Consider the following 22,424-nt stretch of genomic DNA (forward strand, 5'->3'; position numbering starts at 1 on the left):
CTGCTTTCCTCGTGACTAAGTGGGTCTGTCCCCGCGCTGGTGCCGGGACAGACTCACCCTAGGGAAAGGCAAAATGGGTCACAACTGATAGTTTTGTCACTTGATGTTTGAGCCGGATCGGCTAATGAAAGGGGCGTCTGCACGGGGCGTTTTGGTGGCTCGGCGTTGTCTTTTGCCGATAACTTCTGCCAGTAAACAGGCCTGTCAACGGGCTGTGGCTGTGGGATATGGGAGACGATCAGCCAGGGTCTGGCTGGCACGTATCGAGTCTGCCTGCTTGCCTGGTCTCCTGCGCTGCTTTAGGCTGTCTGCCCAGTACACTCCACAAGGAAAGCAAGATGATCCTCTCAACCACTCCCACCCTGGAAGGCAAGACCATTCGCGAGTACCGCGGCATCGTCGTGGGCGAAGCCATTCTCGGCGCCAACGTGTTCAAGGATCTGTTCGCCGGCATCCGCGACATTATCGGCGGCCGCTCCGGCGCCTATGAAAAAGAGCTGGCCCGAGCCCGGGAAATCGCCTTCGACGAGCTCAAGGAGCGCGCCGCGGCACTAGGGGCCAATGCGGTGGTCGGTATCGACATCGACTACGAGGTGGTGGGGCAAAGTGGCAGCATGCTGATGGTCAGCATCAGCGGCACCGCCGTGCTGGTTTAAACCTGCGCTCCCCCTGCTTTGGCAAAGGCCGATAACCTGGTTATCGGCTTTTTTGTGGGTGCTGGCGGTGCCGCTTTCCTGGCCATCAGCGGAAAATGTGCCAATGCATGCTCATAACTTGTTGATTGTTATCTTTAATATTTTTTAATAATGGCCCGCTGCCGATTTCATATTTTTTAACTGGGCGGCGGTGAGCTGTCAGCACTAGAGTGTGTGCCATCAGGACGACATCCGGCATGGATGAATTTTATCTCTCTCAAGGCGTATCAAGATGCACAAAAAATCAGCTCTGTTGACCATCATCACCCTGGCCATCACTGCCCATGCTGGCAGCGTTGTGGCGGCCGTGCCCAACTTCAGCGCCAGCTGCCCCATGAATATCCAGGTCAAGGGAGAAGGGGGAAGCGTCTACATCAACGGCAAGAAGGCCACCCTGAAAACCGATGCCCCCAATGCCTATTCGGCCCAGAGCGGCAAGATCATGATCGGCATCACCTCGGATTCCGCCACCAGCGAGCCCAGCATCGACTACGCCATCAAGCACGACAAGCGTGCCAATGGCATCTGTACCGTACAATCCTGGTCGGCAGGCAAGGCGGCCGCGTTGCCGATGGCCAAGGGGAACTCTCCCTATCAGGGCAAGTGGACCGCCAAGAACAGCGGTACCGGTCAGACCGTGGCCGAGATCCGGATCGATGGCAAGGAGCAGGTGTGGGTCAACGAGGTCAGGGTGAAGGCCAAGCGCACTGACGGTGCCCTGCAGTTTCGTCAGGGGATGATCCTCTATACCCTGCAGGGCGATCCCCGAGTGCGCAGCGAAAGCAGTTGGCAGGATACGGATGCCGGCTCGACCGGTCCTATCTCCTTTGAATAAATTCGTTTCCCAATTCCGATAAAAGCGACGCAGGCCATGGCCTGCGTCGCTTTTTTACTGGTCTGCTAAGGGGCGCGCTATGAGCGGTTACACTCCGGCCAGGGTATTGGCTTCGCCGTACCAGTCCAGCTTGTCGGCCAGCGTCACCACCGAACCGATGATGATCAGGCTCGGACTGCCGACCTGGGTTGCCAGCAGCGCCAGCTGTTGCAGCTCGCCGCGTACCACCCGCTGCTGCAGGTGGGTGCCCTGCTCCACCAGTGCTACCGGGGTGTGGCCGGGCAGGCCGTGAGTCTGCAGCTCGTCCTGAATGCGGCCGGCATGGGCCAGCCCCATGTAGAAGACCAGCGTCTGGCGAGGGGCCGCCAGCGCCGACCACTCCTGTGCGATATTGCCCTCCTTGTCGTGGCCGGTGATGAACTGCACCCGCTGGGCGTGATCGCGGTGGGTGAGGGGAATGCCGCTATAGGCGGCGCAGCCTGAGGCCGCCGTAATGCCCGGTACCACCGAGAAGGGGATCCCCGCCTCGGCCAGGGTCGCCAGCTCCTCGCCACCACGACCAAAGATAAAGGGATCGCCCCCCTTGAGCCTGACCACCTGTTTGCCCAGCCGTGCCTGATCCAGCAACAGCTGGTTGATCGCCTGTTGGGGTACGCAGTGGCGGCCCGCCTCCTTGCCGACAAAGATCCGCTCGGCATCCCGGCGAACAAGTGCCAGCACCTCCTGCGAGACCAGCCGGTCATAGACCACCACATCCGCCTGTTGCAGCTGCTGCAAGCCGCTCAGGGTGAGCAAACCTGCATCGCCGGGGCCGGCGCCCACCAGGGTGACGTTTCCCTTGCTCTGCTGTGGTTCATTGAGCAGCGCGTTGATGCTCTCTTCGGCGGCCTGCTGTTGACCGCGAGCCAGCTGGCATGCCAGTCGCTCATGGCTAAAGAGCCGCTCCCAGAAGCGGCGTCGGGCCAGCTTGTCCGGTATGGCCTTGACCCGCTCGCGCAGCTTGCCCGCCAGCGCCGCGAGCTGGCCGAGGTGTTGCGGCAGCATGGCTTCGAGTTTTTCCCGTAGCTGGCGGCTCAGTAGCGGCGCCGCTCCTGCGCTGGAGATGGCCACCATCAGCGGCGAGCGGTCGATGATGGCGGGCATGATGGCGCTGCAATGGGCAGGAGAGTCCACCACGTTGCAGAAGATCTGGCGCAGGTTCGCTTCGTTGAAAACCAGCTGGTTGACCTCGGGCTGGTTGGTGGCGGCGATCACCAGCCATTTGCCATCGAGCAGCTCGGGGTGAAAGTCGGCGGCGCAGACGGTCAGTAGTCCCTGCTCGGCCCAGCTCATCAGCTGGGGCTCGAGATGGGGGGCATTGATGGTCACCCGGGCTTTGGCATCGAGCAGCAAACGCGCTTTGCGCACCGCTACTTCGCCACCACCGACGATAAGCACCGGCTTGTGTTGCAGTTGACAGAAGAGAGGGAGAAAGTCCATAACGGGCTCCGGATGCGGGTCCGGCAGCAGCGGGCTGCGCAGGACGAAAAGAGGAGAAGGAGTAGAAACTCAGTGAGAGGAAAAAGGGGGAAGCGTGATCCACGCCCGGGCCAACGACAGATCCCCACCGGTTGTCGGCCACTATGATCAGCTTCCCCAAACGAGGTTTTTCCTATTGCACCGCTTTGACATGCATGTTGGCGACGTACTGATCTTCGGCCCAGAAGATGCGGTCAGCGACCATGGCTTCCGGGTTGAGGGTGACGCCGCGCAGCACCCGCTCCTTGAACTTGTGATAACCGGCCCGGTCGATGAGATGACCCATGTGCAGGTAGATGGGCTTGCCATCCAGCATCTCGGCCTCAAACTCGAACAGGTTCTTGATCACCGCGTGCAGTACCTCTTCGGTCACCCAGTTGAGGAACAGCTTGCCGGTACGAGGGGTCTTTTTGCTGGTGCGTCCCCCCAGCTTGACCATGTAGAGCTGCTTGGGATCCCGCTGCCAGGCCAGGGTCGGGCAGGCCAGCACGCACTCGCCACAGCCGATGCACTTGCTCTCCTCCTTGACCGCCTTGCCATGTTTGATGGCGAGGCAATCCACCGCGTGGTGGCTGCACGCCTTGACGCAGGCGCCGCAGCCGATGCAGCGCTCGGCATTGAAGTGGATCTTGGCGATGCCGAGGATGCCGAAGTCGGCCATGTTGGCCTTGGCGCAGTCGTTGGGGCAGCCGGCGATCACCATCTTGAGGTGATAGGGGTTGGGGTAGAGGTGTTTCTCCATCCGCTGGGCCAGCCCGGTGCAGTCGATATTGCCCTTCTGGCAGATGGTGTTGCCCTGACAGGCGACGATATTGCGCCCGCCGATGGTTTGGTAACCGGCGCGGGTATCATCCACCTCTATGCCGCAGGTCTCCACCTCGATCTCCTTGATAAAGGGCTCGAGGGCGGCGTTGACCTTGTCCATGTCCTGATACTTGATGCCGGGCATCGCCAGCTTCTGGCGGGTGGTCAGGTGGATCAGGCCGTTGCCGTACTGTTCGGCGATCTGCTGGGCTACCGCCAGCAGGTGGGCGGGCATGATCCCGCCGGGAATGCGCACGCTGATCATCGCCTCACCGCGTACTTTTGATAGGCGGTATTCGTTCTTGGCGCGGGCCTTGATGATGTCGATATCGAGACTCATGGTGTTCTCCCTCAGTCGATCAGATGCTGGGCCTGGTCAAAACGAAAGACCGGTCCATCCACGCAGATATAGGTGTCACCCATCCGGCAGTGGCCACACTTGCCGACGGCGCAGGCCATGCGGCGTTCGTAGTCGACCCAGATGCGCTCCTTGGGGATGCCGCGCTCAAGCAGAGCGAGCACCACGAAACGGATCATGATGGGAGGGCCGACCACGATGGCCTGGATATCCTCCTTGTCAGCGAGATCCAGCTGATCGATGTAGTCGGTGACCCGGCCGATGCGAAACTGCTCACTCTCCTCACCCTCATCCAGGGTGACGATGAGATTCTGGCGCTCGGCCCAGAGCTGCATCTCGTGGCGATAGAGCACCGCCTGCTCGTTCTTGAAGCCGAGGATCATATCGAGGGATTTCACCTGTTCCGGGTGTTTGCTAAAGCGGCGCAGCAGCCCCTTGACTGGCGCGACGCCGGTGCCGCCCGCCACCACGATGAGGTGCTGGTTGCGATAGGTCTCCAGCGGATAGCCGTTGCCGTGGACGCCGCGCATCCACATCTTGTCGCCCACATCGAGGGCAAACAGGGCATCGGTGACCTTGCCGACCTTGCGGATCAACAGATCCACATAGCCATCGCCATAGTCGGAAACCGAGATGGGCGCCTCGCCGACGGTGGGCAGGGAGATTTCGACAAACTGGCCGTAGTGGACATCAAAGTCGCGGGAGACCCGAAAGTTCCACTCCAGCTCGGTGTGGCGCTCGATGGCCAGAATGGTGTAGGCCTTGGGCAACAAGCGGTTTTCGACCACGTCCTGCAGCTGTTCTGCTGTTGCGGTTTGCTGGCACTGGCACATATCAGTTCGCCCCCTGCGCGTGGTCGGCCGCGATGGTCTGTTCGACCACATCGGTCATCTTGTTGATGATGTTGCTAAAGGAGATGTAGTGAGGGCAGCGATCGTCGCAGCGGCCGCAGCCGACGCACATGTGCTCCTCCCCCTGACGGGCCTTGTAGTCATTGACCTTGTGCAGGGCGCGATAACGCAGACGCTCGCCGTGTTTGGCGCGAAAACCGTGGCCACCGGCCATGTCGCTGAAGCCATCCACCATGCAGCTGGCCCACTGGCGACGGCGCTCACCCTGCTTGGGATTCTCCGCATAGGTGAGGTCGTGCACGCTGTAGCAGCTGCAGGTCGGGCAGGAGGTGGTGCAGCGGCCGCAGCCGATGCAACGGCTGTCGTACTCGGCCCAGACCGGATGGGCGGTGAGGATCTGGCGGATCCGCTGCGGGTCGTCACAGACGCTGTCCGGGGTGCGGACCTTGACCGGGTTGCTCTGGACAAACTCCGGGGTGAAGTCGTCGGGCTCGCCCAGCTCGGCAAAGTAGCCGAGCAGTTCGGGATCTTTGACCTCGATGCGGGCTCCCTCATCGCTCAGACGAATGGCGGCGGCGTAGTCCCGGGTCTCATTGCTGCCCATGGCGACGCAGAAGCAGTTCTCGAAGCTCTCGCGGCACTCCAGCAGCACCAGCTTTAGTTTGCTGCGCAGCCGGGCGTAGTAGACGTCGCTGTTCTGGCCGTTCTTGAGATAGACCTGATCCAGCCTGCGCAGGGCGTGGATATCGCAGCTGCGCAAAAACAGCAGGGTGGGCTTGGCCTCCACCTTTGATTCGCGCAGTTCCAGATTGTCGAAGTGGAACAGGGTCTGGGTGATGGGGAGCACCACCTCTTTCGGAGAGAAGTGGGACTTCTCCTGCCACACCAGATCGGCCGGATGACGGATGCTGTGATAGGTGACGTTGTCGGTGTCGGAGAAGCGGCCGCCCCGATATTCGGCCGCGGGCGCCATGATCCGGTAATCGGGCAGCAGCCGCTCGAACAGCTGCGCCAGCGCGGGATGGGTGAGAAGAAACGACATAAATAAACACCTTGTATGAGGGCGAGATGCCCTGGCATAGGGATGAGGAGCAGACCGCTCAGAGTGTCTGGCACCTGTGCTGGCCGCGCTTGCCTCGCCACGGTCTGTTTTTATGACTCATGTTGCTCAACTGACCCGATTGTTATTGTGTTGGCGGCGCGTGCGTCGCGGCAGGTCGGGTCATGCCTGTAAAATCCTTGTCAATTGAGCAGGGCGGCCTGATAGCCTGCGCACTTGCCCATCACGTAACCGAGCTCCAGCTTGTCGGGATCACGGGTAAAGCGGGAGACCGGGAAGTAGTCGGCCGGCGCTATCACCTCGATCTGGCAGTCCGCCGGCGGATGGGCGATGAAATCGAGCGCCCGGTTGTAGCTGCGATCCCGCTGCTCCAGCGCCTGCGCCAGGGCGGGGCGAGTTTTCAGCAGGGTGCGGATCATCCAGGGGAAGGGCATCGGCTTGAGCCGATAGCCCAGTGGTTCGGAGAGGATCACCGTCAGCTGACGGGCGCCGCGCCGGTAGGCCTCGATCACCGGGATGGAGTCGGCCACCCCGCCATCGGTCATCGGCACCCCGTGCACTTCCGGGTATTCACGAGAGGCGAGGGGAATGGCGCAGCTGGCGGGCAGCACCTCGTTCATGTTCTCCGGCTTGACCCGGATGTACTCCGCCTTGCCAGTCAGGGTGTTGGTCACCACCGCGTAGAAGGGAATGCCGCTTTGCCGGTAGCTGTGTACGTCCAGCGGGTACTTGCGACAGCTGGTGTGCCATAGCCAGTGGATATCCACCAGATTTCCCCCCTTGGCGAAGCGCAGCGGATCCATGAACTCCTGGCGGCAGGCCAGTTCGGTCAGAATATCGTGGCTGCGACCATGTTGGCTGGCGAGATAGGCCAGCAGGTTGGTGGCGCCCGCCGAGACGCCGATGGCAAAGTCGAAAGGGTGGTAATCGTGCTCGATGAAGGCATCCAGCACGCCGCTGGCGAAGATGCCGCGCATGGCGCCGCCTTCGACGACCAATGCGTGGGGAGAGATGGTTCTGTTCATATGGGGGCCTCGTCGCTGAGCCGGCAGTGCCGAGTCGTGTCGAAAATGCCAGCGCGGGGCTGACGAGCGGAGTGGGGCCATTCTAGGCAGGGGTTATTGTTCGGGATATCTGTCAATTTTAAATCAGTCGTTTTGTTTTTATGAACAAAAAGACCCAAGGTGACCACTTGTGACGCTCGCTGGAACTGGACTAGGATGGAGACGATTTTTGTCCGTCGGCCCCGGGAGCGGGGCCCCATCATCTTTGTCAGGGAGTACGCAATTCATGGCTCTGCTCAAACCGCCGGGGCTCAAGTCCGGCGATACCATCGGCTTCTTTTCTCCCTCCAGTGCGGCTACCGCCTGGGCACCAAACCGCTTTGCCCGTGCCGGGGCGTTTCTGGAGGGGCAAGGCTTCAGACTCAAGGCGGGCAGCCTCACCGGCCAGCAGGATCACTGGCGATCCGGCTCCATCGCCGCCCGGGCTGACGAGCTCAATGCCCTGATTCGCGATCCAGAGGTACGCTGCATCATGTCGGTGATTGGCGGCAACAACTCCAACGCCCTGCTGCCCCACCTCGATTTTGATGCACTCAAGCGCGATCCCAAGATAGTCATTGGCTACTCCGACGTGACGGCCCTGCTGCTCGGCATTCATGCCCGCACTGGCCTCGTCACCTTCTACGGGCCTGCGCTGGTGGCCTCTTTCGGCGAGCTCTCGCCGCTGGTGGACGAGACGCTGGCGGGCTTTCGCCAGATCTGCCAGACCGGTGGCGCCACCGTGCCCCACACAGTGCCGACCCCGGCGCAATGGACCGAGGAGCGGCTTGACTGGGAGAACCAGACCCGTGCCAAGCAGTGCCAACCAAACCGGCTGATCTCGGTGGGCTCCGGTCGGGTGCGGGGCCGGCTTATCGGTGGCAACCTCAATACGATGGCGGGGATCTGGGGCTCCCCCTATATGCCGGCCATCGAGCAAGGGGACATTCTGCTGCTGGAAGACAGCCTCCATTTGGCCGCGACGGTGGAGCGCTCGTTTGCCCATCTCAAGCTGTGCGGGGTGTTTGATCGCATCGGTGCCCTGGTGCTCGGCAAACACGAGCTGTTCGACAGTCAGGGCAGCGGCCGGCGGCCGCTCGATATCCTGCTGGAGGTGGTGGGGGAGCCAACTTTCCCCATTCTGGCGGAGTATGACTGCGCCCACACCCACCCCATGCTGACCCTGCCCCTTGGCATCGAGGCGATGCTGGATCTCGATGCCCAGCGTCTCACCCTGTGCGAGCCCTGGCTCGGTGAGTAAGCCCGCGTTGGCTGCCATGGCCGCATCGGCAAATAGACAAAGAGGTCGCCTGGGCGACCTCTTTGTCATCTGTCCCGCGGTAGCGGGGCTCAGGGCAGGGCGTCGGGCCGGAAGCTGGCGCGGATCTGCGGCACCAGAGGGGCTACATCGAATCCCTTCTCTTCGCCCAGCACAGGGTGGAGCAGGGCCAGATCCGGGATGGGGGTCATGTCGCCCGCCAGCAGCTGGCGAGTGGCCTGGCCCATCTGATAGAGCTGGCGCACCGGGGCAAACTGGGTCGCCAGATTGAGGGAGTCATCGGCGCGGGCAAAGGCCATCATGGGGATCTGGTAGCTGGCATCGCGGGGCGGCTTGTCGCCGTGAATGCCCTTGCCGGCGGACATCAGGAACGGCTGGTGATCGCCAAACGCCACCACCAGATAGCGTTTGCCTGAGCGATCCAGGCTGGTCAGCAGATGCTCCAGCGACGCCATGGCATCCACCACACCGGTGTAGTAGGTGTTGAGCAACTGGCGATCGGCGTCACTCTGATCCGGGCAGGCCTTGTCGAGTTGCTGGGCCTGGTAGCGATCCCCGTCAAAGGGGCCGTGCCCCTGCATGGTGACCGCGTAGGCAAAGAGCGGCTGCTCATCTTGCTCGCTGCGCTTGAGCAGGTGGTCGATGAGGGCATCGTCCGAGATATAGAGCCCCTTGTGTTCGAGCGTGGAGAAGCGGGTATCGAACCAGCGCTCCTCATAGCCAAGGGCCGGGATCGCCTTGGCACGGCCCCAGAATTTCTCCACATAGGGGTGGGCAAACAGGGTCTGGTAGCCACTTTGCTTCGCACTTTGCGCCAGGCCCGGCACCTGCTCCGAGAGGTAGTAGTAGGGCACCACCCCCTGTTTGAGCAGCCCCACCGGCAGGCCGGTGTTCATCTCGAACTCCGCCAGTACCGTCATGCCGCCGGTGGTGGGAGAGTGGATGGTCTTGTGCCACTGCTGCACGCTGGCCGGCAGGCTCAGGGTGGGGGGCGGCGTGCATATCTTGCCCTGCCAGCCGAGCCAGAGGGATTCATATTGCAGCACGATCACCAGATCGAAACGGGGCGGCTGGCTCAGGCTGACGTGGCTGAGCTGAGGGGTGAACTCGTTGATCTGCAAGGGATAGCGAAACACGCTGCCACTTTGCAGCATCTCGTCCACCAGGTTGAACAGATAGAGGCCGGGCCCCGAGCGGATGATGTCTCTGTGGTAGTTGACCGCTCTGTCCACGTAGCGAATGTTGGGCCCCAGCAGCTTGTTGCCGGTCTGGGTGGCGAACACGCACAGCGCAAAGAAGGCGGCGGTGGCGGCCAGGGTGCGCAGGATCCAGCGCGACAGGGCGAAGCGCCAGCACAAGAAGAGGGCGAGCGCACCGCCCAGCAGCGGCAGCACCGGGTGCTGCTCCAGCAGGATGCGCAGCAGCGCCACCAGGTTGCCGAGATCGTCCCCCCCGAGCGGTACGCCGTAGATGGCGATCTTCATGAAGTTGGCCAGCAGCCCGATGCCGGACAGCGCCGTGAACACCAGCCCCATATAGAGGTTGAAGCCCGCCAGCGCGCAGAGGCTCCAGCCCAGCACCATGCTGCCCCAGGCGAGGTAGTAGTGCTCGGGGCGAAAGCCTGACCAGAGCAGAAATTCCCCCAGTTTGAACACCACGAAGCCGTGCAGCAGCACGAAGGTGAGGTTGCCGAGCAGCAGGCTGCCGGCGACGCGCCAGCGCAGATTGCGCCTGAGGGTGGGCAGCACCACCTTCAGCACGGCGGCGCTCAGGGCCAGCACCAGCAGCAGGCTGGTGCAGAGATAGGTGAGGTTGAAACCCCGCTCCGGCAGGGTCTGCAGGATCTGGCTGAATTCACCGCTCTCGGGCCTCTCCTTGAGCAGCAGGCCGATCCGCAGCTGATAGCGGCTGGCCAGGGCGTCGTCGGGGGCGCGCAGGGTGCTGTTGAGATCCAGGGTGCAGCGCCCCTTGCGGCACTGCTGGCGCTTGTCCACCGGCTGGCTCAGCTGATCGATGCGCTCGCCCCTATCATTGAGCAGCTCCACCCTGACCTTGTCACCCTCCTGCAGCGGCCCGCGCAACTGCCACTGGCTGCGAACCACCAGATAGAGGCCGCGGCTGTCGCTCTTGTAGAGCAGGGCGTGACGGGTGAGGGTGGCGATAGGGTTGTCCGCCGGCCCCAGCACCAGCGGCTGGGCTCGGCCGAGCCAGCTGGCGGGGTTGATCTGCGGCAGCAACAGGGTCAGCAGCAACAGCGCCGCCAGCATGGCGAGCAGCACGGAGGGCAGAGCGGGCACCCTGGCTGACAAGCGCGCTGAAGTGGGGGCTTTCATATGGGCTCATCCTTTGAGCGAGTGACGATGAAACATGGCCGCTGCATTTAATTTGACCCGATGGTGATGGGCTTGTTCCTTGTTGTCAATTTAATGACCGAACAATGAATATTGTGTGACCGTGAAACCATGCAAACTGTGATCCCGATCCGGGGGCCACACTCATTCTGTGATGAAAGCGTCATCATGGCGCTTTGCCGCTGGCCTGCCTCTGCCTTGCTGCTTAGTCTCTCAATATGGATGGAGGTACATGTATGAATCCCAAAGTAGCGGCACGTCAGGCAAGATTGCTCCGCATGCTGGAGAGCAAACAGGAGATCCGGATCGGGCGCGAGCAGGACTGTCCCTTGTCCGTGGCCAAGCTGGTGCGACTCAAGGAGGATCATCCGGCGGTGCTCAAGGTCTATCGTCACGGCCTCACCGCCGAGGTGTTCCACCTCAAGGTGGAGGGACATCACTGGTGCCTGAAGCGGCGCCGGCACGACTCCCTGGTGGCCAACGTGGACGGCAGAACCGCCTTTCTGACCGAGCTGGAGCGCCGCCGCGAGATTGAGGCCCTGCGGGAGTTGCACCCCACCATCCTGGCCAACGTGGTATGTACCTGTTTTGGCTCGGCCCGCGCGGGCGTGCTGGTCTCCCCCTGGCTACGGGGCGTGCCGGTGCATGAACTGAACGAGCGCAACCTGGCGCAGATGCTGGCGGTGCAGGCCGAGCTTGCCCATTGGGGCTGGTTCGACTGGGATCCGAGCCCCGGCAACCTGCTCGACGATGGCCAGCAGATCAGTGTGTTCGACTTTGGCTACATGTGGCCCTTTGACCCCCGCCATGAATTCAATTCCAACGGCCTCACCGATCCCGCATTTCACGTGCCGGAGCGGCTGGAGACCCGCACCCTCTCGGGCCTGTGGCTCGACGAGCCGGATCCGCTGCCGCAGTTTCGCTACTGGCGCGGCCTGTGCATCAATTGGGCGCAGCGGGAGCTGCAACACCTGACCCGGGAGGGGGCGAGCGCACCGGTGCTGGCCCGCTTGCAGAGCCTGCTGGGGGAGTGGCGCTCGGCGCTGGCCAGCGAGGAAGCGCTGGCTGCCAACTGGTGGCGCGACATGTATCGCAGCCATCGGCTCGACATTGCCGACGATCTCAGCGGCAAGAGCTGCGGCCCGCTCACCCTGCGCCGGCTCGACTGGTTGCAGCAGGCGGTGACCGAACACTTCGCCGAGCTGGTGGACAACCTGGGCCCCGACGAGGCGGGCTTAAGTCAGGCGGCGCTGCTGAGCCGACTGGAAGGGCTGCGCGAGGAGATCCGGGCCAACCTGCTGCCGGTGCCGACCCTGGTGGGCTAGGGAGAACCGCATTTAGATTTCATCTTCATATCACCACATATAAAAAGAGGGGCCAGCCGGCCCCTCTTTATTATTTCCATGCGGTGTCAGTACATCAGTCGAGCAGCTCCTGGTGGAGGCGGTTGACGATGTGGCCCGCCTCGTCTTCCTTGACCAGGAAGCAGAGGTTGTGGGCGCTGGCGCCGTAACAGATCATGCGGATGTTGTGCTCGCGAATGGCGTCAAAGACCTGACTGCCCACCCCGGCCGCCTCGCTCATCCGGTTGCCGATGAGCGCTACCAGCGCCAGCCCCGTCTCCACCTGCACCTTGCACAGCTGGCCAAGCTCCGCCAGCACCTTGTCACCGAGGATGGGCTCGCCGTTGCTCTGGCTGCCGGTGTGATCCAGGGTCAGTGACACGCTCACCTCCGAGGTGGTGATGAGATCCACCGAGATGCGGTGGCGGGCCAGGATGCCGAACACCTCGGCCAGAAAACCGTAGGCGTGGAACATGTTGAGGCTGTGCAGGGTGACCAGCACCTGGTTGCGGCGCAGGGCCACGGCGCGAAACAGCGGATTGGTGCGAGTGCTGGCGCGGATCCAGGTGCCGCCGGCAGCCGGATCCTTGCTGGAGCCGACAAACACCGGGATGTCCTGGCGCACCGCCGGCTGCAAGGTGGCCGGATGCAGCACCTTGGCGCCGAAGGTAGCCATCTCGGCCGCCTCCACGAAGCTGATTTCGGGGATGGGGCGGGCCCGGGTGACCAGGCGCGGATCCGTGGTGTAGATGCCGGGCACGTCGGTCCAGATCTCGATGGTTCCGGCGTCGAGCGCCTCGGCCAAGAGGGCCGCGCTGTAATCGGAGCCGCCCCGGCCGAGGGTGGTGGTGCGCCCATCGCCGTCGGCACCGATAAAGCCCTGGGTGATGATGAGGCTGTCGCCAAGCAGGGGGCCCAGCGCGGCCTGGCAGAGGGTGCGGGTGGCGGCCAGATCCACGCTGGCCTTGCCAAAGCGGCTGTCGGTGCGCAGCAACTGGCGCGCATCCTGCCAGCAGGCTTTCACGCCTCGCTGGCGCAGCAGTTCGGTAAAGAGGCGGGTGGACATCAGCTCGCCGCAGGCGATGAGGCGATCAGCCAGTTCGGCATCGGTGTGCAGATGGGCCTGGCGCGCCATGGTGCGGATCTCGCCGAGCTGGCCGTGGATGAGGTCGCTCAGATCGCCTGGGTCGCCCAGCTCCGTCAGAATGGCCTGCTGGATCTCGGTGAGCCTGGCCAGTTGCGCCTCCTGGCCCGCCTCGTCCAGATCGCCCTGAGCCAGTGCCACCAGCAGGTTGGTGACGCCGGCGCTGGCGCTCAGCACCACCATCCGGGTGGCCGGGTTGGCCAGCACCACATCGGCGCAGTTGTTCATGGCTGCCGCATTGGCGACGCTGGTTCCGCCAAATTTGGCGACATTGATCGGGCTCATTGCTTACTCCTGTCTTAATATGAAAATCCGGATCCATCGGGCAAAAAGAGAGGAGGAGGCTGAAAATGGCAGGAATGATCGAAGCTATCCCGGCCAGAAGCACTCCACCCGCAGAGCCCATCCCGTACCCGCCCCTGACGGGGCGCGGTGGGGGATGACCACTACTGATGACAACCCGGGGGATTCAGCCCCCGCAGCCGACACTGAGGTATCCAGTTGCCTCAGATGTCTCGGCGCTGCTCCCCCTGACCCAAGTTCACCGGACACTGGTGTCCTCCCTCGGGCTGCCTGGGCAGCGCTCCTCTTCTGGCTCCACCAGGGCGGTGGAGTGCATTTAGAAATACCTTGCGTTGGATTGCACTGTCAATCGAGTTTGTGAAAAAGTTCAAAAAGTCAGCCAAGCCAACGCAAAATCAATTACTTATACGATTGTCTTTGACAAAACCTTGGAGCGACGCTGCCAGTTGTAGAGGCGCTGGCGTGCCACCGGCAGATCTTCCACCTCCAGCGGATCGAAGCCCCGTTCCCGGAACCAGTGGATGGAGCGGGTGGTGAGCACGAACAGGCGGCGGATGCCGAGCCGCTTGGCCCGCTCGGCCACCTTGGCCACCAGCTGATCCCCCCGGTTGGAGTTGCGGTAGTCGGGGTGGATGGCGACGCAGGCCATCTCCGCCATCGCCTCTTCCATGAAGCAGTAGAGGGCCGCGCAGCCGATGATGAGGCCGTCGCGCTCGATGATGGTGAACTTGTCGATCTCCATCTCCAGCTGCTCGCGGGAGCGGCGCACCAGAATGCCTTCCTCCTCCAGCGGGCGGATGAGATCCAGGATGCCACCGATGTCCTCGATGGTGGCGGCGCGCGCCTGCTCGGCGCTTTCGCGCACGATCTGGGTGCCGAGGCCGTCGCGGCTGAACAGCTCCTGCAGCATGGCGCCATCATCCTGATAGCTCACCAGGTGGGAGCGGGGCACGCCGCCGCGGCAGGAGGCGATGGCCGCGCGCAGGTAGCGGGCGGTGCCGGACATCTCTTCCCCCGCCTGCTCCAGTTCTACCAGCAACTCTTCGGCCTGCTCGGGGAAGAGCTCGGAGATGGCCTCGCCGTGGCGATCCATCACCCCCTGGGTGCTGCTGAAGCAGATGAGTTTGTCTGCCTTGAGGTCCACCGCCACCCGGCGGGCCACCTCTTCCGAGCTCAGGTTGAAGCTCTCGCCGGTGACCGAGCAGCCGATGGGGGAGATGAGCACCAGGCTCTTCTGATCCAGCTGGCGGGTGATCCCCTCCACGTCGATGCGGCGTACCCGGCCGCTGTGGCAAAAATCGATGCCGTCATCCACCCCGAGCGGCTGGGCGGTGACGAAGTTGCCGCTCACCACGCTGATGCGGGCACCCTGCATGGGGGTGTTGGCGAGCCCCATGGAGAGCTGGGCGGTGATGTCGTACTGCAAGCCACCGCACACCTGCTTGATGATGGCGAAGCTCTCGTCATCGGTGACCCGGATCCGCTTGTGGTACTGGGCCTCGATGCCGGCGCGGGCCAGCGCCTCGTCGTTTTGCGGACGGGAGCCGAATACCAGTACCAGGCGAATCCCTAAGGTCTGCAGCAGGGCGATATCGCTGACGATGTTGGCGAAATTGGGGTGGCAGAGGGCTTCCCCCCCCATCATCAGCACGAAGGTGGCGCCTCTGTGCACATTGACGTAGGGGGTAGACTGCCGAAAGGCATAGACCAGGCTGGGTTCGCGTTCACGCACTTGAGGCTTCTTCCATAAAAAAACAGCAATGGGCTCAATATATGAAAATAAATGCACAAATCAAGATTAAATATTGATTCTGCGTGATTTTGTCATCGGGGTGGCCAGGCGGCCAGAGCAACGGCGACACCAGGCAGGGCAGGGGTGTCAGCGGTGTGAGGGTGCGCCCTAGGTTGATCCCGGCCCATAAACTGTTATCTTCGATATTCCTTTTCGTCAGCTGTGCGATCGCACAGGTTTTTATACAAGGACAGGGTGCATGGAACAGATTATTTCGCCGGCAGACGCGCTGCCGGGACGCCGCGAGGCGATGGTGATTGGCCAGCAGCATGCGGTCAATGGTCACCCGACTCAGGGACCCTGGCCTGAAGGGATGGCAGTGGCCTGGTTCGGGATGGGCTGCTTCTGGGGGGTGGAACGCCTGTTCTGGCAACAGCCCGGGGTCTACTCCACCGCCGCCGGCTATCAGGGCGGGGTGACCCAGAACCCTACCTACAAGGAGGTGTGCAGCGGATTGACCGGCCATGCCGAAACGGTGCAGGTGGTGTTTGACCCCAAGGTGATCAGCTACGGCGACCTGCTCAAGCTGTTCTGGGAGCAGCACGATCCGGCCCAGGGCATGCGCCAGGGCGGCGACATCGGCACCCAGTACCGCTCCGTCATCTTCTTCGGGGACGACACCCAGGAGGCGATTGCCCAGCAGAGTCTGGCCGCCTACCAGCAGGCGATGACGGCCAGCGGTGACGGGCGTACCATCACCACCCGCATTCTGCCGCTGGCGCCCTTCTATTACGCCGAGGATTACCATCAGCAATATCTGGAGAAGAATCCGGACGGGTATTGCGGCCTGGGTGGCATCGGCGTCTGCTTGCCACCGAGCCTCAACCGCTAGGTGAAGATGACGGGTATCTGTTACTTGTCATTGATTGAAAAAGAAAAAGGCCGCGTTTGCGGCCTTTTTCTCGGGCTTTGTCAGGAGAGTGAAAAAAATCATAAAAAATGTGTTATGGGCGGGAACTAAATTGAACCCGCTTTGCCTAACCTAGTAGCCACCATGGATGGCGGCTAAGACCAGACACATTTCTTGCCTCGAAAATTCATAAAAGTCATTGAAAAGCTTGATGAGTTGAAATGATAGCAAGCAGGGCTGCCCGTTGAAGGCGGCCCTTTTCATGTTTGCGGTGCGGAAAATTTGCGGGGGAGTGGCGAACTTGGTGTTCGCCATGGTGATCAGCTGATGGCGCCGTCAAACAGGTTCTTGATGAGGTCGATGAACTCTTCGAGGAAGGCTTTCTGCTCCGGGGTCGGGGCGCGCAGCCAGACGGCGGAGAGCACCTCTTCCAGATCGGCCACCACCGCATCGGCTTCCTGCATGATCACGAAGCGCAACTTGGGATCGAGCTGCGGGTTCTGCTCGCAGATGGCCATCAGGTTGCTGGCCACCCGGCCGCTCACCAGATCTTCGATGGTCTGTTCACCACTGCTCTGTTGCTGGGTTTCAAACAGCCCCAGACTCTCCACCAGATACTCAATCAGGGCGATATAGCCTTCGCTTTCTACAACCATGGCGGCCTCAATCCTCAACAATACGAAAAAACTGTGCGTATTTTAGTGGCTGGACCTAGCTTGGCAAGCGGCAGTGCAGGCGATAACGGATAAAACCGACCCCGCCGCGCTCCACGCTCTCCAATCCGGTCAGCTCAAAGCCATACCGTAAAAATAGCCCATAGCTGAAGGCGCTGGCTTCCGTTGTCAGCTGTGTGAGCCCGAACCGTTTTGCCTCGGCGAGGGCCGCAGCCAGCAGCAGGCCGCCATAGCCCCGGCGCGGGTGATCGGCGCTCACATAGAGCAGGCTGAGGTGGCCACCCTGGCTTAGGGTGACAAAACCGAGTGGCTCGCCGCCTTGCTCCAACACCCAGCCATGGTGCTCGCGCAGCTGGCCGGCAAAGCCGGGATGATGGGCGCCGAGGGCCCACTGCTCCACCTGCTCCGGGCTGTAGTGCTGGGGGCCAATCCTTCGTACCGACTGCTCGAACAGGGCGCAAAGGGCGGGGATGTGCTGCTCGTTCAGCTGAACGAGCCTGGGCTCTGCCGCCATGGCGGGGCTCATCGCTGCGGCGCCTGCGGGCGCTTGGCCTTGGGCAGACCGGCCACCACCCGCTCGTAGGAGTGATGCACCCAGCCCTGCCAGAGATCGTCGGCCAGGCCGTCGCTGAAGGTGACCGTGTTCCAGTGCTGCTTGTTCATGTGCCAGCCCGGTTTGACCTCGGGGTGGAGTTCGCGCAGCAGCAGGGCCAGCTCGGGTTCGCACTTGAGGTTCAGCCGCAGCGGCTCGGCCTGCCAGTCCAGCAGGGCAAACATCTTGCCGGCGATGCGATAGACCAGGATCTCTGGGCCGAAGGGGGTATCCTCCTGAGCGCCCGGCAGGGTCAGCAGAAAGGATCTCAAACGGGTCAACTCCATGGTCATGCTCCTCGCCGCTTGCGGTGCAAACGTATTAGTCGGGTGAAAAAATCTGCTAAGATGCGCGCCTACTATACCCCAATGCCGTTGATGAGGGAGTCGCAAGATGCTGTATCACAAGACCTTCGAGCTGGGTCCCGAGCGGGATTGGGTAGTCTTCGTGCACGGGGCGGGCGGCAGCTCTTCCATCTGGTTCAAGCAGTTGCGCGCCTATCGCGAACACTTCAATGTGCTGCTGCTGGATCTGCGCGGCCACGGCCAGTCCCACAAGCTGCAGCAGGTGATAAAAGGGCACTACAGCTTTCGGGCGGTGACCGAGGATATCCTGCAACTGCTCGATCACCTCAACATCCGCCGCGCCCACTTCGTCGGCATCTCCCTTGGCACCATCCTCATTCGCCATCTGGCGGAGCTCTGTCCCGAGCGGGTCAAGAGCATGGTGCTGGGCGGCGCCATCTTGCGGCTCGACATCCGCTCGCGGGTGCTGGTGCAGCTCGGCCGCCTCGGCCAGCATATCCTGCCTTACATGTGGCTCTACCGGTTGTTTGCCTTCATCATCATGCCGCGCCAGCACCATCAGGAGTCGCGCAACCTGTTCGTGCGCGAGGCGCGCAAATTGTGCCAAAAAGAGTTCAAGCGCTGGTTTCGCCTCGCCACCGAGGTGAATCCCCTGATGCGCTACTTCAAGGAGCGGGCCCTGCCCATTCCGACCCTCTACGTGATGGGGGAGGAGGATCACATGTTCCTGGCGCCGGTGCGTGAGCAGGTGGCGCGCGATCCCTACAGCCGGCTCGAAATCATCGACGGTTGCGGCCACGTCTGCAACGTGGAGCGGCCCGAGCACTTCAACCGCCAGTCGCTGGCCTTTCTCACCGCCCAGCCCGGCTGAATCGGCGCCAGCCGCCGCTTTGATGTGGTCTTGGTGGCTTGAGCTTGCGAGGTCATGTCAGGTTTTGGCCGGCAAGCACCGGGTGCTAGTCCACTACTACCCGGCCGGCTGAGCCCCTGGTTACCCTGTGACTCCCATCACCAAGGAGTCCCTATGACCAAACTCGTTCACACCATGATCCGGGTACGCGACCTGGATAGATCCGTGCGTTTCTACCGCGAGGCCCTCGAGCTGGAGGTGCGGGATCACTTCCCCTTCGACGGTTTCTCCCTCACCTACCTTGCCAATGACCAGAGTGGTTTCGAGCTCGAATTGACGCACAACCAGGGTCAGGCCGAGCCCTACAGCCATGGCAGCGGCTATGGCCATCTGGCGGTGACGGTGGAAAACATCGAGGCGGCGCATCAGCGTCTGACGGCACTGGGTCTTACCCCTGCGCCGGTCAAGGCGATGCACCATGAGGGCACCCTGCTGGCTCGGCTGTTCTTTTTGACCGACCCCGATGGTTACCAGATCGAGTTCATCGAGCGGGCCGGCCGCTTCGCCTGAGCTTGAAGCGTGGAATAAGAAGGGGCCGCAGCCTGGTGCTGCGGCCCTTTTTTCATGGGGAAGAAAGCGGCCATTCCTCAGGCGGCGGCGTCCGGCTCCTGTCTCGCTTCCAAATGGATCAGGCAGGAGCAGCGCAGCAGGGAGGCAAAGTTGCTCATCTCCATGCCGTTGCCGAGCGCCTCCTGATAGAGCTCGGAGAGAAACAGCCCCATGGAGCGCCCCTGGGCCTGACAGAGCTGCTCCAGGATGGTCCAGAACTTGTTTTCCAGCCGGATGCTGGTGCTGTGGCCGCAGATCCGCACCGAGCGGGTGGTGCAGGCGTAGTGACTGGGATCCTGGCCGGAGAAGACGGTGCACATGGGCTGGTCCTGAGCGGTAAAGGGGAGGGCCATGGTAGGCAACTCTGCCGCCCGGGTCAAAAAAGCCCCCCGTTGATACGAGATGACCACCATCCCCCGTCAGCCAAAGTAGTGGGCGATATCGAGGTAGCGCTGGCGGATGTGCTCGATCAATAGCCTGATCTTGCGCGGCGGCTGGCGAGTGAAGGGGTAGACGGCGTAGATGCCGAGCTTCTTGCCCACCTGATCCGGAAACAAATCCACCAGCTCGCCGTTCATCAGGTCGTGATAGACCAGGCAGCGCGGCACATAGACGATGCCGCGCCCCCCCAGTGCCGCCTTGCGCAGGGCCCCCGCGTTGTCGGTGCAAAAACTGCCCGACACCGACAGCAGATAGTTGCCCTCTTCCCCCTTGAAGGCCCACTCCGAGGCCCCCGTGCTCTGATAGGCGTAGCGCAGGCAGTTGTGGGTGAGCAAATCCGACGGCTCGCGCGGCGCCCCGAAGCGGCGCACATAGGCGGGGGCAGCGCAGATAACCCACTGGGAGTCGAGGATGTGGCGGGCAATCAGGCTCGAATCATCCAGATAGCCGGTGCGAATGACCAGGTCGAACCCCTCTTCCACCAGATTGACGAAGCGGTTGTCCAGCGACATCTCCACCGTGAGCCCAGGGTGTTGCTGGCAAAAATCGGCTACCGCGTCGGCCAGCAGCAGCTCGCCGGAGATGGTGGGTACCGACATCCGCACATGGCCGCTCACCTTTTCACCAAAACCCGCCACCGCATCGAAGGCGTCCAGTGCGGCGGCCTTCACATTTTTGGCACCCTGATAGAGCGCCTTGCCCGCCTCGCTCAGGGTGAGCCGGCGGGTAGTGCGATAGAGCAGCTGTACCCCGAGTTCTTCCTCCAGGCGCCCGATCCGTTTACTAACTACCGAATTTGTCAGGGAATTTTGTTCAGCTACCTTGCTGAAGGAGCCGGCCTCCACCACCTGGGCGAAGAGGATGAGGTCGTCGGTACTGGCCATATTGATCAACTTTTGGAATGAATGTTGTTCATTATTTCCATATATCGCGAAAAAGGAACAGGGTAAGGTCACGTCCGCTTAACAAAACAACAACAAGGTGCGCCTCTGCACCGCTCGGACAAGGACGCAATGATGACAGACACCCTGCTGGCCCTGGTGGCCTTCTCGCCGATCCTGGTGGCCGCCGTGCTGCTGGTCGGCCTCAACTGGCCCGCCAAGCGCGCCATGCCCGTCGCCTTTTTGTTGACCGTGTTCATCGCCCTGTGGGGCTGGCAGATGAGCCCGACCCGGGTCTTTGCCTCCACCCTGCAGGGGCTGGTGATCACGGTGACCGTGCTCTGGATCGTGTTCGGCGCCATCCTGATGCTCAACACCCTCAAGCACACCGGCGCCATCAGCGCCATTCGCAGCGGCTTCACCAACATCTCGCCGGACCGGCGCATCCAGGCCATCATCATCGCCTGGTGCTTCGGCGCCTTTATCGAAGGGGCCTCCGGTTTTGGCACTCCGGCCGCCATCGCCGCGCCGCTGCTGGTGGCCATCGGCTTTCCGGCGTTGGCCGCGGTGCTGCTCGGCATGATGATCCAGTCCACCCCGGTCTCGTTCGGTGCGGTGGGCACCCCCATTCTGGTGGGGATCAACAAGGGGCTCGACAGTCAGGCCATAGGCCAGACCCTGAGCGCCGGCGGCAGCAGCTGGGAGGTCTACCTGCAGCAGGTGACCACCAACGTGGCCCTCATTCACGCCACCGTCGGCACCTTGATGCCGGTGCTGATGGTGATGATGCTGACCCGCTTCTTCGGCCGTCATCGCAGCTGGACCGAGGGGCTCGCCATCCTGCCGTTCGCGATTTTTGCCGGGCTCGCCTTCACCGTGCCCTATGCCCTGACCGGCATGCTGCTCGGTCCCGAGTTCCCGTCCCTCATCGGCGGGCTGGTGGGGCTGGCCCTGGTGGTGACGGCGGCGCGAGCCGGTTTTCTGGTGCCAAAAACCAGCTGGGATTTCGCCCCCGAGCAGGAGTGGCCCGCCGAGTGGCTGGGCTCCCTCAAGCTCGATCTCAAAGAGGCCGCCGCCCGCCCCATGTCGCTGCTGCTGGCTTGGCTCCCCTATGTGGCGCTGGCCCTCTTGCTGGTGGCCAGCCGGGTGAGCCCGGCATTCAAGGCCAGCCTCTTGTCGGTGAGCCTCGCCTTCACAGACCTCCTGGGGGAGAAGGGGGTCAGCGCCTCCATTGAGCCGCTCTACCTGCCTGGCGGCCTGCTGGTGCTCTGCGCCCTGCTCGCCACCTTGCTGCAATCGCGCTCCCTCGCCCCCTTCGGGCGGGCGCTGGGGGAGTCCAGCCGCACCCTGATCGGCGCCGGCTTCGTGCTGATCTTCACCGTGCCCATGGTGCGCATCTTCATCAACTCCGGCGTCAACGGGGCGGATCTCGCCAGCATGCCGGTGACCACCGCGAATTTTGCCGCCGGGCTGGTGGGGGAGTTCTTCCCGGCGCTCAGCGCCACCATCGGCGCGCTGGGGGCCTTTATCGCCGGCTCCAACACGGTGTCGAACATGATGTTCAGTCAGTTCCAGTTTGAAGTGGCGCAGACCCTGGGAGTCTCCACCGCCGCCATGCTGGCGCTGCAGGCCGTGGGTGCCGCCGCCGGCAACATGATTGCCATTCACAACGTGGTGGCGGCGTCGGCCACCGTGGGGCTGCTCGGCTGTGAGGGGGCGACGCTGCGCAAGACCGCGCTGCCGACCCTCTACTACCTGCTGGCCACCGGCCTTATCGGGCTGGCGCTCATGTACAGCTTCCACATCTCGGACGTCCTGCTGCAGTTGAAGTAAAGGAGAGCAAGTG

The 22,424-nt window shown here is 62.5% G+C and carries 21 protein-coding genes and 1 riboswitch; of the genes, 8 read left to right on the forward strand and 13 right to left on the reverse strand.

The window, feature by feature from the left end; translation table 11 throughout:
* Positions 1-338 precede the first annotated feature (338 nt).
* A complete protein-coding gene (locus ACB032_RS04000) occupies positions 339-656 on the forward strand; it encodes a heavy metal-binding domain-containing protein (RefSeq protein WP_011706400.1) in 318 nt (105 codons plus the stop codon).
* A 271-nt stretch (positions 657-927) separates the two neighbouring features.
* Positions 928-1,530: a hypothetical protein gene (locus ACB032_RS04005; protein ID WP_371137401.1), complete on the forward strand. Its 603-nt coding sequence runs from the start codon at positions 928-930 to the stop codon at positions 1,528-1,530.
* Between the two features lie 87 nt (positions 1,531-1,617).
* On the opposite strand, the gene cysG is transcribed toward ACB032_RS04005, so the two are convergent.
* From cysG to ACB032_RS04030, 5 genes are all read right to left on the reverse strand, one after another.
* Positions 1,618-3,009 carry a siroheme synthase CysG gene (gene cysG, locus ACB032_RS04010; RefSeq protein WP_371137402.1) on the reverse strand — a complete coding sequence of 464 codons (1,392 nt, stop codon included), beginning with the start codon at positions 3,007-3,009 and terminating at the stop codon, positions 1,618-1,620.
* A gap of 172 nt (positions 3,010-3,181) precedes the next feature.
* A complete protein-coding gene (asrC, locus tag ACB032_RS04015; protein ID WP_049047804.1) occupies positions 3,182-4,192 on the reverse strand; it encodes a sulfite reductase subunit C in 1,011 nt (336 codons plus the stop codon).
* Positions 4,193-4,203: 11 nt separating this feature from the next.
* Entirely contained in the window at positions 4,204-5,043 is an 840-nt protein-coding gene (asrB, locus tag ACB032_RS04020; RefSeq protein WP_371137403.1) for an anaerobic sulfite reductase subunit AsrB, read from the reverse strand.
* A gap of 1 nt (position 5,044) precedes the next feature.
* Entirely contained in the window at positions 5,045-6,103 is a 1,059-nt protein-coding gene (gene asrA / locus ACB032_RS04025) for an anaerobic sulfite reductase subunit AsrA (RefSeq protein WP_166463876.1), read from the reverse strand.
* 200 nt (positions 6,104-6,303) lie between these two features.
* On the reverse strand, positions 6,304-7,146 hold the full coding sequence (locus ACB032_RS04030) for a patatin family protein (protein ID WP_044800216.1): 843 nt from the start codon (positions 7,144-7,146) through the stop codon (positions 6,304-6,306).
* A gap of 265 nt (positions 7,147-7,411) precedes the next feature.
* Here ACB032_RS04030 and ACB032_RS04035 point away from each other — a divergent pair, with 265 nt between their 5' ends.
* Entirely contained in the window at positions 7,412-8,425 is a 1,014-nt protein-coding gene (locus ACB032_RS04035) for a S66 peptidase family protein (RefSeq protein WP_371137404.1), read from the forward strand.
* A gap of 89 nt (positions 8,426-8,514) precedes the next feature.
* Here ACB032_RS04035 and ACB032_RS04040 read toward each other — a convergent pair whose 3' ends face one another.
* Positions 8,515-10,776 (reverse strand): LTA synthase family protein, encoded by a 2,262-nt coding sequence (locus ACB032_RS04040; protein WP_371137405.1) that lies wholly within the window; start codon positions 10,774-10,776, stop codon positions 8,515-8,517.
* A 254-nt stretch (positions 10,777-11,030) separates the two neighbouring features.
* Here ACB032_RS04040 and ACB032_RS04045 point away from each other — a divergent pair, with 254 nt between their 5' ends.
* Positions 11,031-12,119, forward strand: a complete 1,089-nt coding sequence (locus ACB032_RS04045; protein ID WP_024944922.1) for a hypothetical protein — start codon at positions 11,031-11,033, stop codon at positions 12,117-12,119.
* A 94-nt stretch (positions 12,120-12,213) separates the two neighbouring features.
* On the opposite strand, the gene lysC is transcribed toward ACB032_RS04045, so the two are convergent.
* Positions 12,214-13,566 (reverse strand): lysine-sensitive aspartokinase 3, encoded by a 1,353-nt coding sequence (gene lysC, locus ACB032_RS04050; RefSeq protein WP_371137406.1) that lies wholly within the window; start codon positions 13,564-13,566, stop codon positions 12,214-12,216.
* 89 nt (positions 13,567-13,655) lie between these two features.
* A riboswitch (Lysine riboswitch) is annotated at positions 13,656-13,880 on the reverse strand.
* Positions 13,881-13,987: 107 nt separating this feature from the next.
* Complete coding sequence (argA, locus tag ACB032_RS04055; protein ID WP_011706389.1) at positions 13,988-15,316, reverse strand: amino-acid N-acetyltransferase; 1,329 nt, start codon at positions 15,314-15,316, stop codon at positions 13,988-13,990.
* 259 nt (positions 15,317-15,575) lie between these two features.
* On the opposite strand from argA, the gene msrA reads away from it, so the two are divergent.
* Positions 15,576-16,208: a peptide-methionine (S)-S-oxide reductase MsrA gene (gene msrA / locus ACB032_RS04060; RefSeq protein WP_024944924.1), complete on the forward strand. Its 633-nt coding sequence runs from the start codon at positions 15,576-15,578 to the stop codon at positions 16,206-16,208.
* A gap of 338 nt (positions 16,209-16,546) precedes the next feature.
* Here msrA and ACB032_RS04065 read toward each other — a convergent pair whose 3' ends face one another.
* The 3 genes from ACB032_RS04065 to ACB032_RS04075 are packed head-to-tail and all read right to left on the reverse strand — an operon-like array spanning position 16,547 to position 17,779.
* Complete coding sequence (locus ACB032_RS04065; RefSeq protein WP_024944925.1) at positions 16,547-16,882, reverse strand: DUF3802 family protein; 336 nt, start codon at positions 16,880-16,882, stop codon at positions 16,547-16,549.
* 55 nt (positions 16,883-16,937) lie between these two features.
* Positions 16,938-17,426, reverse strand: a complete 489-nt coding sequence (locus tag ACB032_RS04070) for a GNAT family N-acetyltransferase (RefSeq protein WP_252476021.1) — start codon at positions 17,424-17,426, stop codon at positions 16,938-16,940.
* Entirely contained in the window at positions 17,423-17,779 is a 357-nt protein-coding gene (locus tag ACB032_RS04075; RefSeq protein ID WP_016351046.1) for an MmcQ/YjbR family DNA-binding protein, read from the reverse strand. The genes ACB032_RS04070 and ACB032_RS04075 overlap by 4 nt, the downstream gene beginning before the upstream one ends.
* 106 nt (positions 17,780-17,885) lie before the next feature.
* Between ACB032_RS04075 and ACB032_RS04080 the strand changes: the two genes are divergently transcribed.
* Positions 17,886-18,668 carry an alpha/beta fold hydrolase gene (locus tag ACB032_RS04080; protein WP_005302068.1) on the forward strand — a complete coding sequence of 261 codons (783 nt, stop codon included), beginning with the start codon at positions 17,886-17,888 and terminating at the stop codon, positions 18,666-18,668.
* Positions 18,669-18,821: 153 nt separating this feature from the next.
* On the forward strand, positions 18,822-19,217 hold the full coding sequence (locus ACB032_RS04085) for a VOC family protein (protein WP_371137407.1): 396 nt from the start codon (positions 18,822-18,824) through the stop codon (positions 19,215-19,217).
* A gap of 77 nt (positions 19,218-19,294) precedes the next feature.
* Here ACB032_RS04085 and ACB032_RS04090 read toward each other — a convergent pair whose 3' ends face one another.
* Together ACB032_RS04090 and ACB032_RS04095 are read right to left on the reverse strand one after the other, a co-directional pair.
* Positions 19,295-19,609, reverse strand: a complete 315-nt coding sequence (locus tag ACB032_RS04090; protein WP_371137408.1) for a ribbon-helix-helix domain-containing protein — start codon at positions 19,607-19,609, stop codon at positions 19,295-19,297.
* A 66-nt stretch (positions 19,610-19,675) separates the two neighbouring features.
* On the reverse strand, positions 19,676-20,653 hold the full coding sequence (locus tag ACB032_RS04095; protein ID WP_011706382.1) for a LysR family transcriptional regulator: 978 nt from the start codon (positions 20,651-20,653) through the stop codon (positions 19,676-19,678).
* A 60-nt stretch (positions 20,654-20,713) separates the two neighbouring features.
* Here ACB032_RS04095 and ACB032_RS04100 point away from each other — a divergent pair, with 60 nt between their 5' ends.
* Positions 20,714-22,411: an L-lactate permease gene (locus tag ACB032_RS04100; protein WP_371137409.1), complete on the forward strand. Its 1,698-nt coding sequence runs from the start codon at positions 20,714-20,716 to the stop codon at positions 22,409-22,411.
* Positions 22,412-22,424: the final 13 nt, after the last annotated feature.

It is taken from the genome of Aeromonas sp. S5(2024) (assembly GCF_041403025.1).
GTDB lineage: Bacteria > Pseudomonadota > Gammaproteobacteria > Enterobacterales > Aeromonadaceae > Aeromonas > Aeromonas hydrophila.

Excerpts from the sequence above, each read along its gene's own strand:
- ACB032_RS04000 (WP_011706400.1), top strand. The coding sequence starts at position 339 with ATGATCCTCTCAACCACTCCCACCCTGGAAGGCAAGACCATTCGCGAG.
- ACB032_RS04005 (WP_371137401.1), top strand. The coding sequence starts at position 928 with ATGCACAAAAAATCAGCTCTGTTGACCATCATCACCCTGGCCATCACT.
- cysG (WP_371137402.1), bottom strand. The coding sequence starts at position 3,009 with ATGGACTTTCTCCCTCTCTTCTGTCAACTGCAACACAAGCCGGTGCTT.
- asrC (WP_049047804.1), bottom strand. The coding sequence starts at position 4,192 with ATGAGTCTCGATATCGACATCATCAAGGCCCGCGCCAAGAACGAATAC.
- asrB (WP_371137403.1), bottom strand. The coding sequence starts at position 5,043 with ATGTGCCAGTGCCAGCAAACCGCAACAGCAGAACAGCTGCAGGACGTG.
- asrA (WP_166463876.1), bottom strand. The coding sequence starts at position 6,103 with ATGTCGTTTCTTCTCACCCATCCCGCGCTGGCGCAGCTGTTCGAGCGG.
- ACB032_RS04030 (WP_044800216.1), bottom strand. The coding sequence starts at position 7,146 with ATGAACAGAACCATCTCTCCCCACGCATTGGTCGTCGAAGGCGGCGCC.
- ACB032_RS04035 (WP_371137404.1), top strand. The coding sequence starts at position 7,412 with ATGGCTCTGCTCAAACCGCCGGGGCTCAAGTCCGGCGATACCATCGGC.
- ACB032_RS04040 (WP_371137405.1), bottom strand. The coding sequence starts at position 10,776 with ATGAAAGCCCCCACTTCAGCGCGCTTGTCAGCCAGGGTGCCCGCTCTG.
- ACB032_RS04045 (WP_024944922.1), top strand. The coding sequence starts at position 11,031 with ATGAATCCCAAAGTAGCGGCACGTCAGGCAAGATTGCTCCGCATGCTG.
- lysC (WP_371137406.1), bottom strand. The coding sequence starts at position 13,566 with ATGAGCCCGATCAATGTCGCCAAATTTGGCGGAACCAGCGTCGCCAAT.
- msrA (WP_024944924.1), top strand. The coding sequence starts at position 15,576 with ATGGAACAGATTATTTCGCCGGCAGACGCGCTGCCGGGACGCCGCGAG.
- ACB032_RS04065 (WP_024944925.1), bottom strand. The coding sequence starts at position 16,882 with ATGGTTGTAGAAAGCGAAGGCTATATCGCCCTGATTGAGTATCTGGTG.
- ACB032_RS04070 (WP_252476021.1), bottom strand. The coding sequence starts at position 17,426 with ATGAGCCCCGCCATGGCGGCAGAGCCCAGGCTCGTTCAGCTGAACGAG.
- ACB032_RS04075 (WP_016351046.1), bottom strand. The coding sequence starts at position 17,779 with ATGGAGTTGACCCGTTTGAGATCCTTTCTGCTGACCCTGCCGGGCGCT.
- ACB032_RS04080 (WP_005302068.1), top strand. The coding sequence starts at position 17,886 with ATGCTGTATCACAAGACCTTCGAGCTGGGTCCCGAGCGGGATTGGGTA.
- ACB032_RS04085 (WP_371137407.1), top strand. The coding sequence starts at position 18,822 with ATGACCAAACTCGTTCACACCATGATCCGGGTACGCGACCTGGATAGA.
- ACB032_RS04090 (WP_371137408.1), bottom strand. The coding sequence starts at position 19,609 with ATGGCCCTCCCCTTTACCGCTCAGGACCAGCCCATGTGCACCGTCTTC.
- ACB032_RS04100 (WP_371137409.1), top strand. The coding sequence starts at position 20,714 with ATGACAGACACCCTGCTGGCCCTGGTGGCCTTCTCGCCGATCCTGGTG.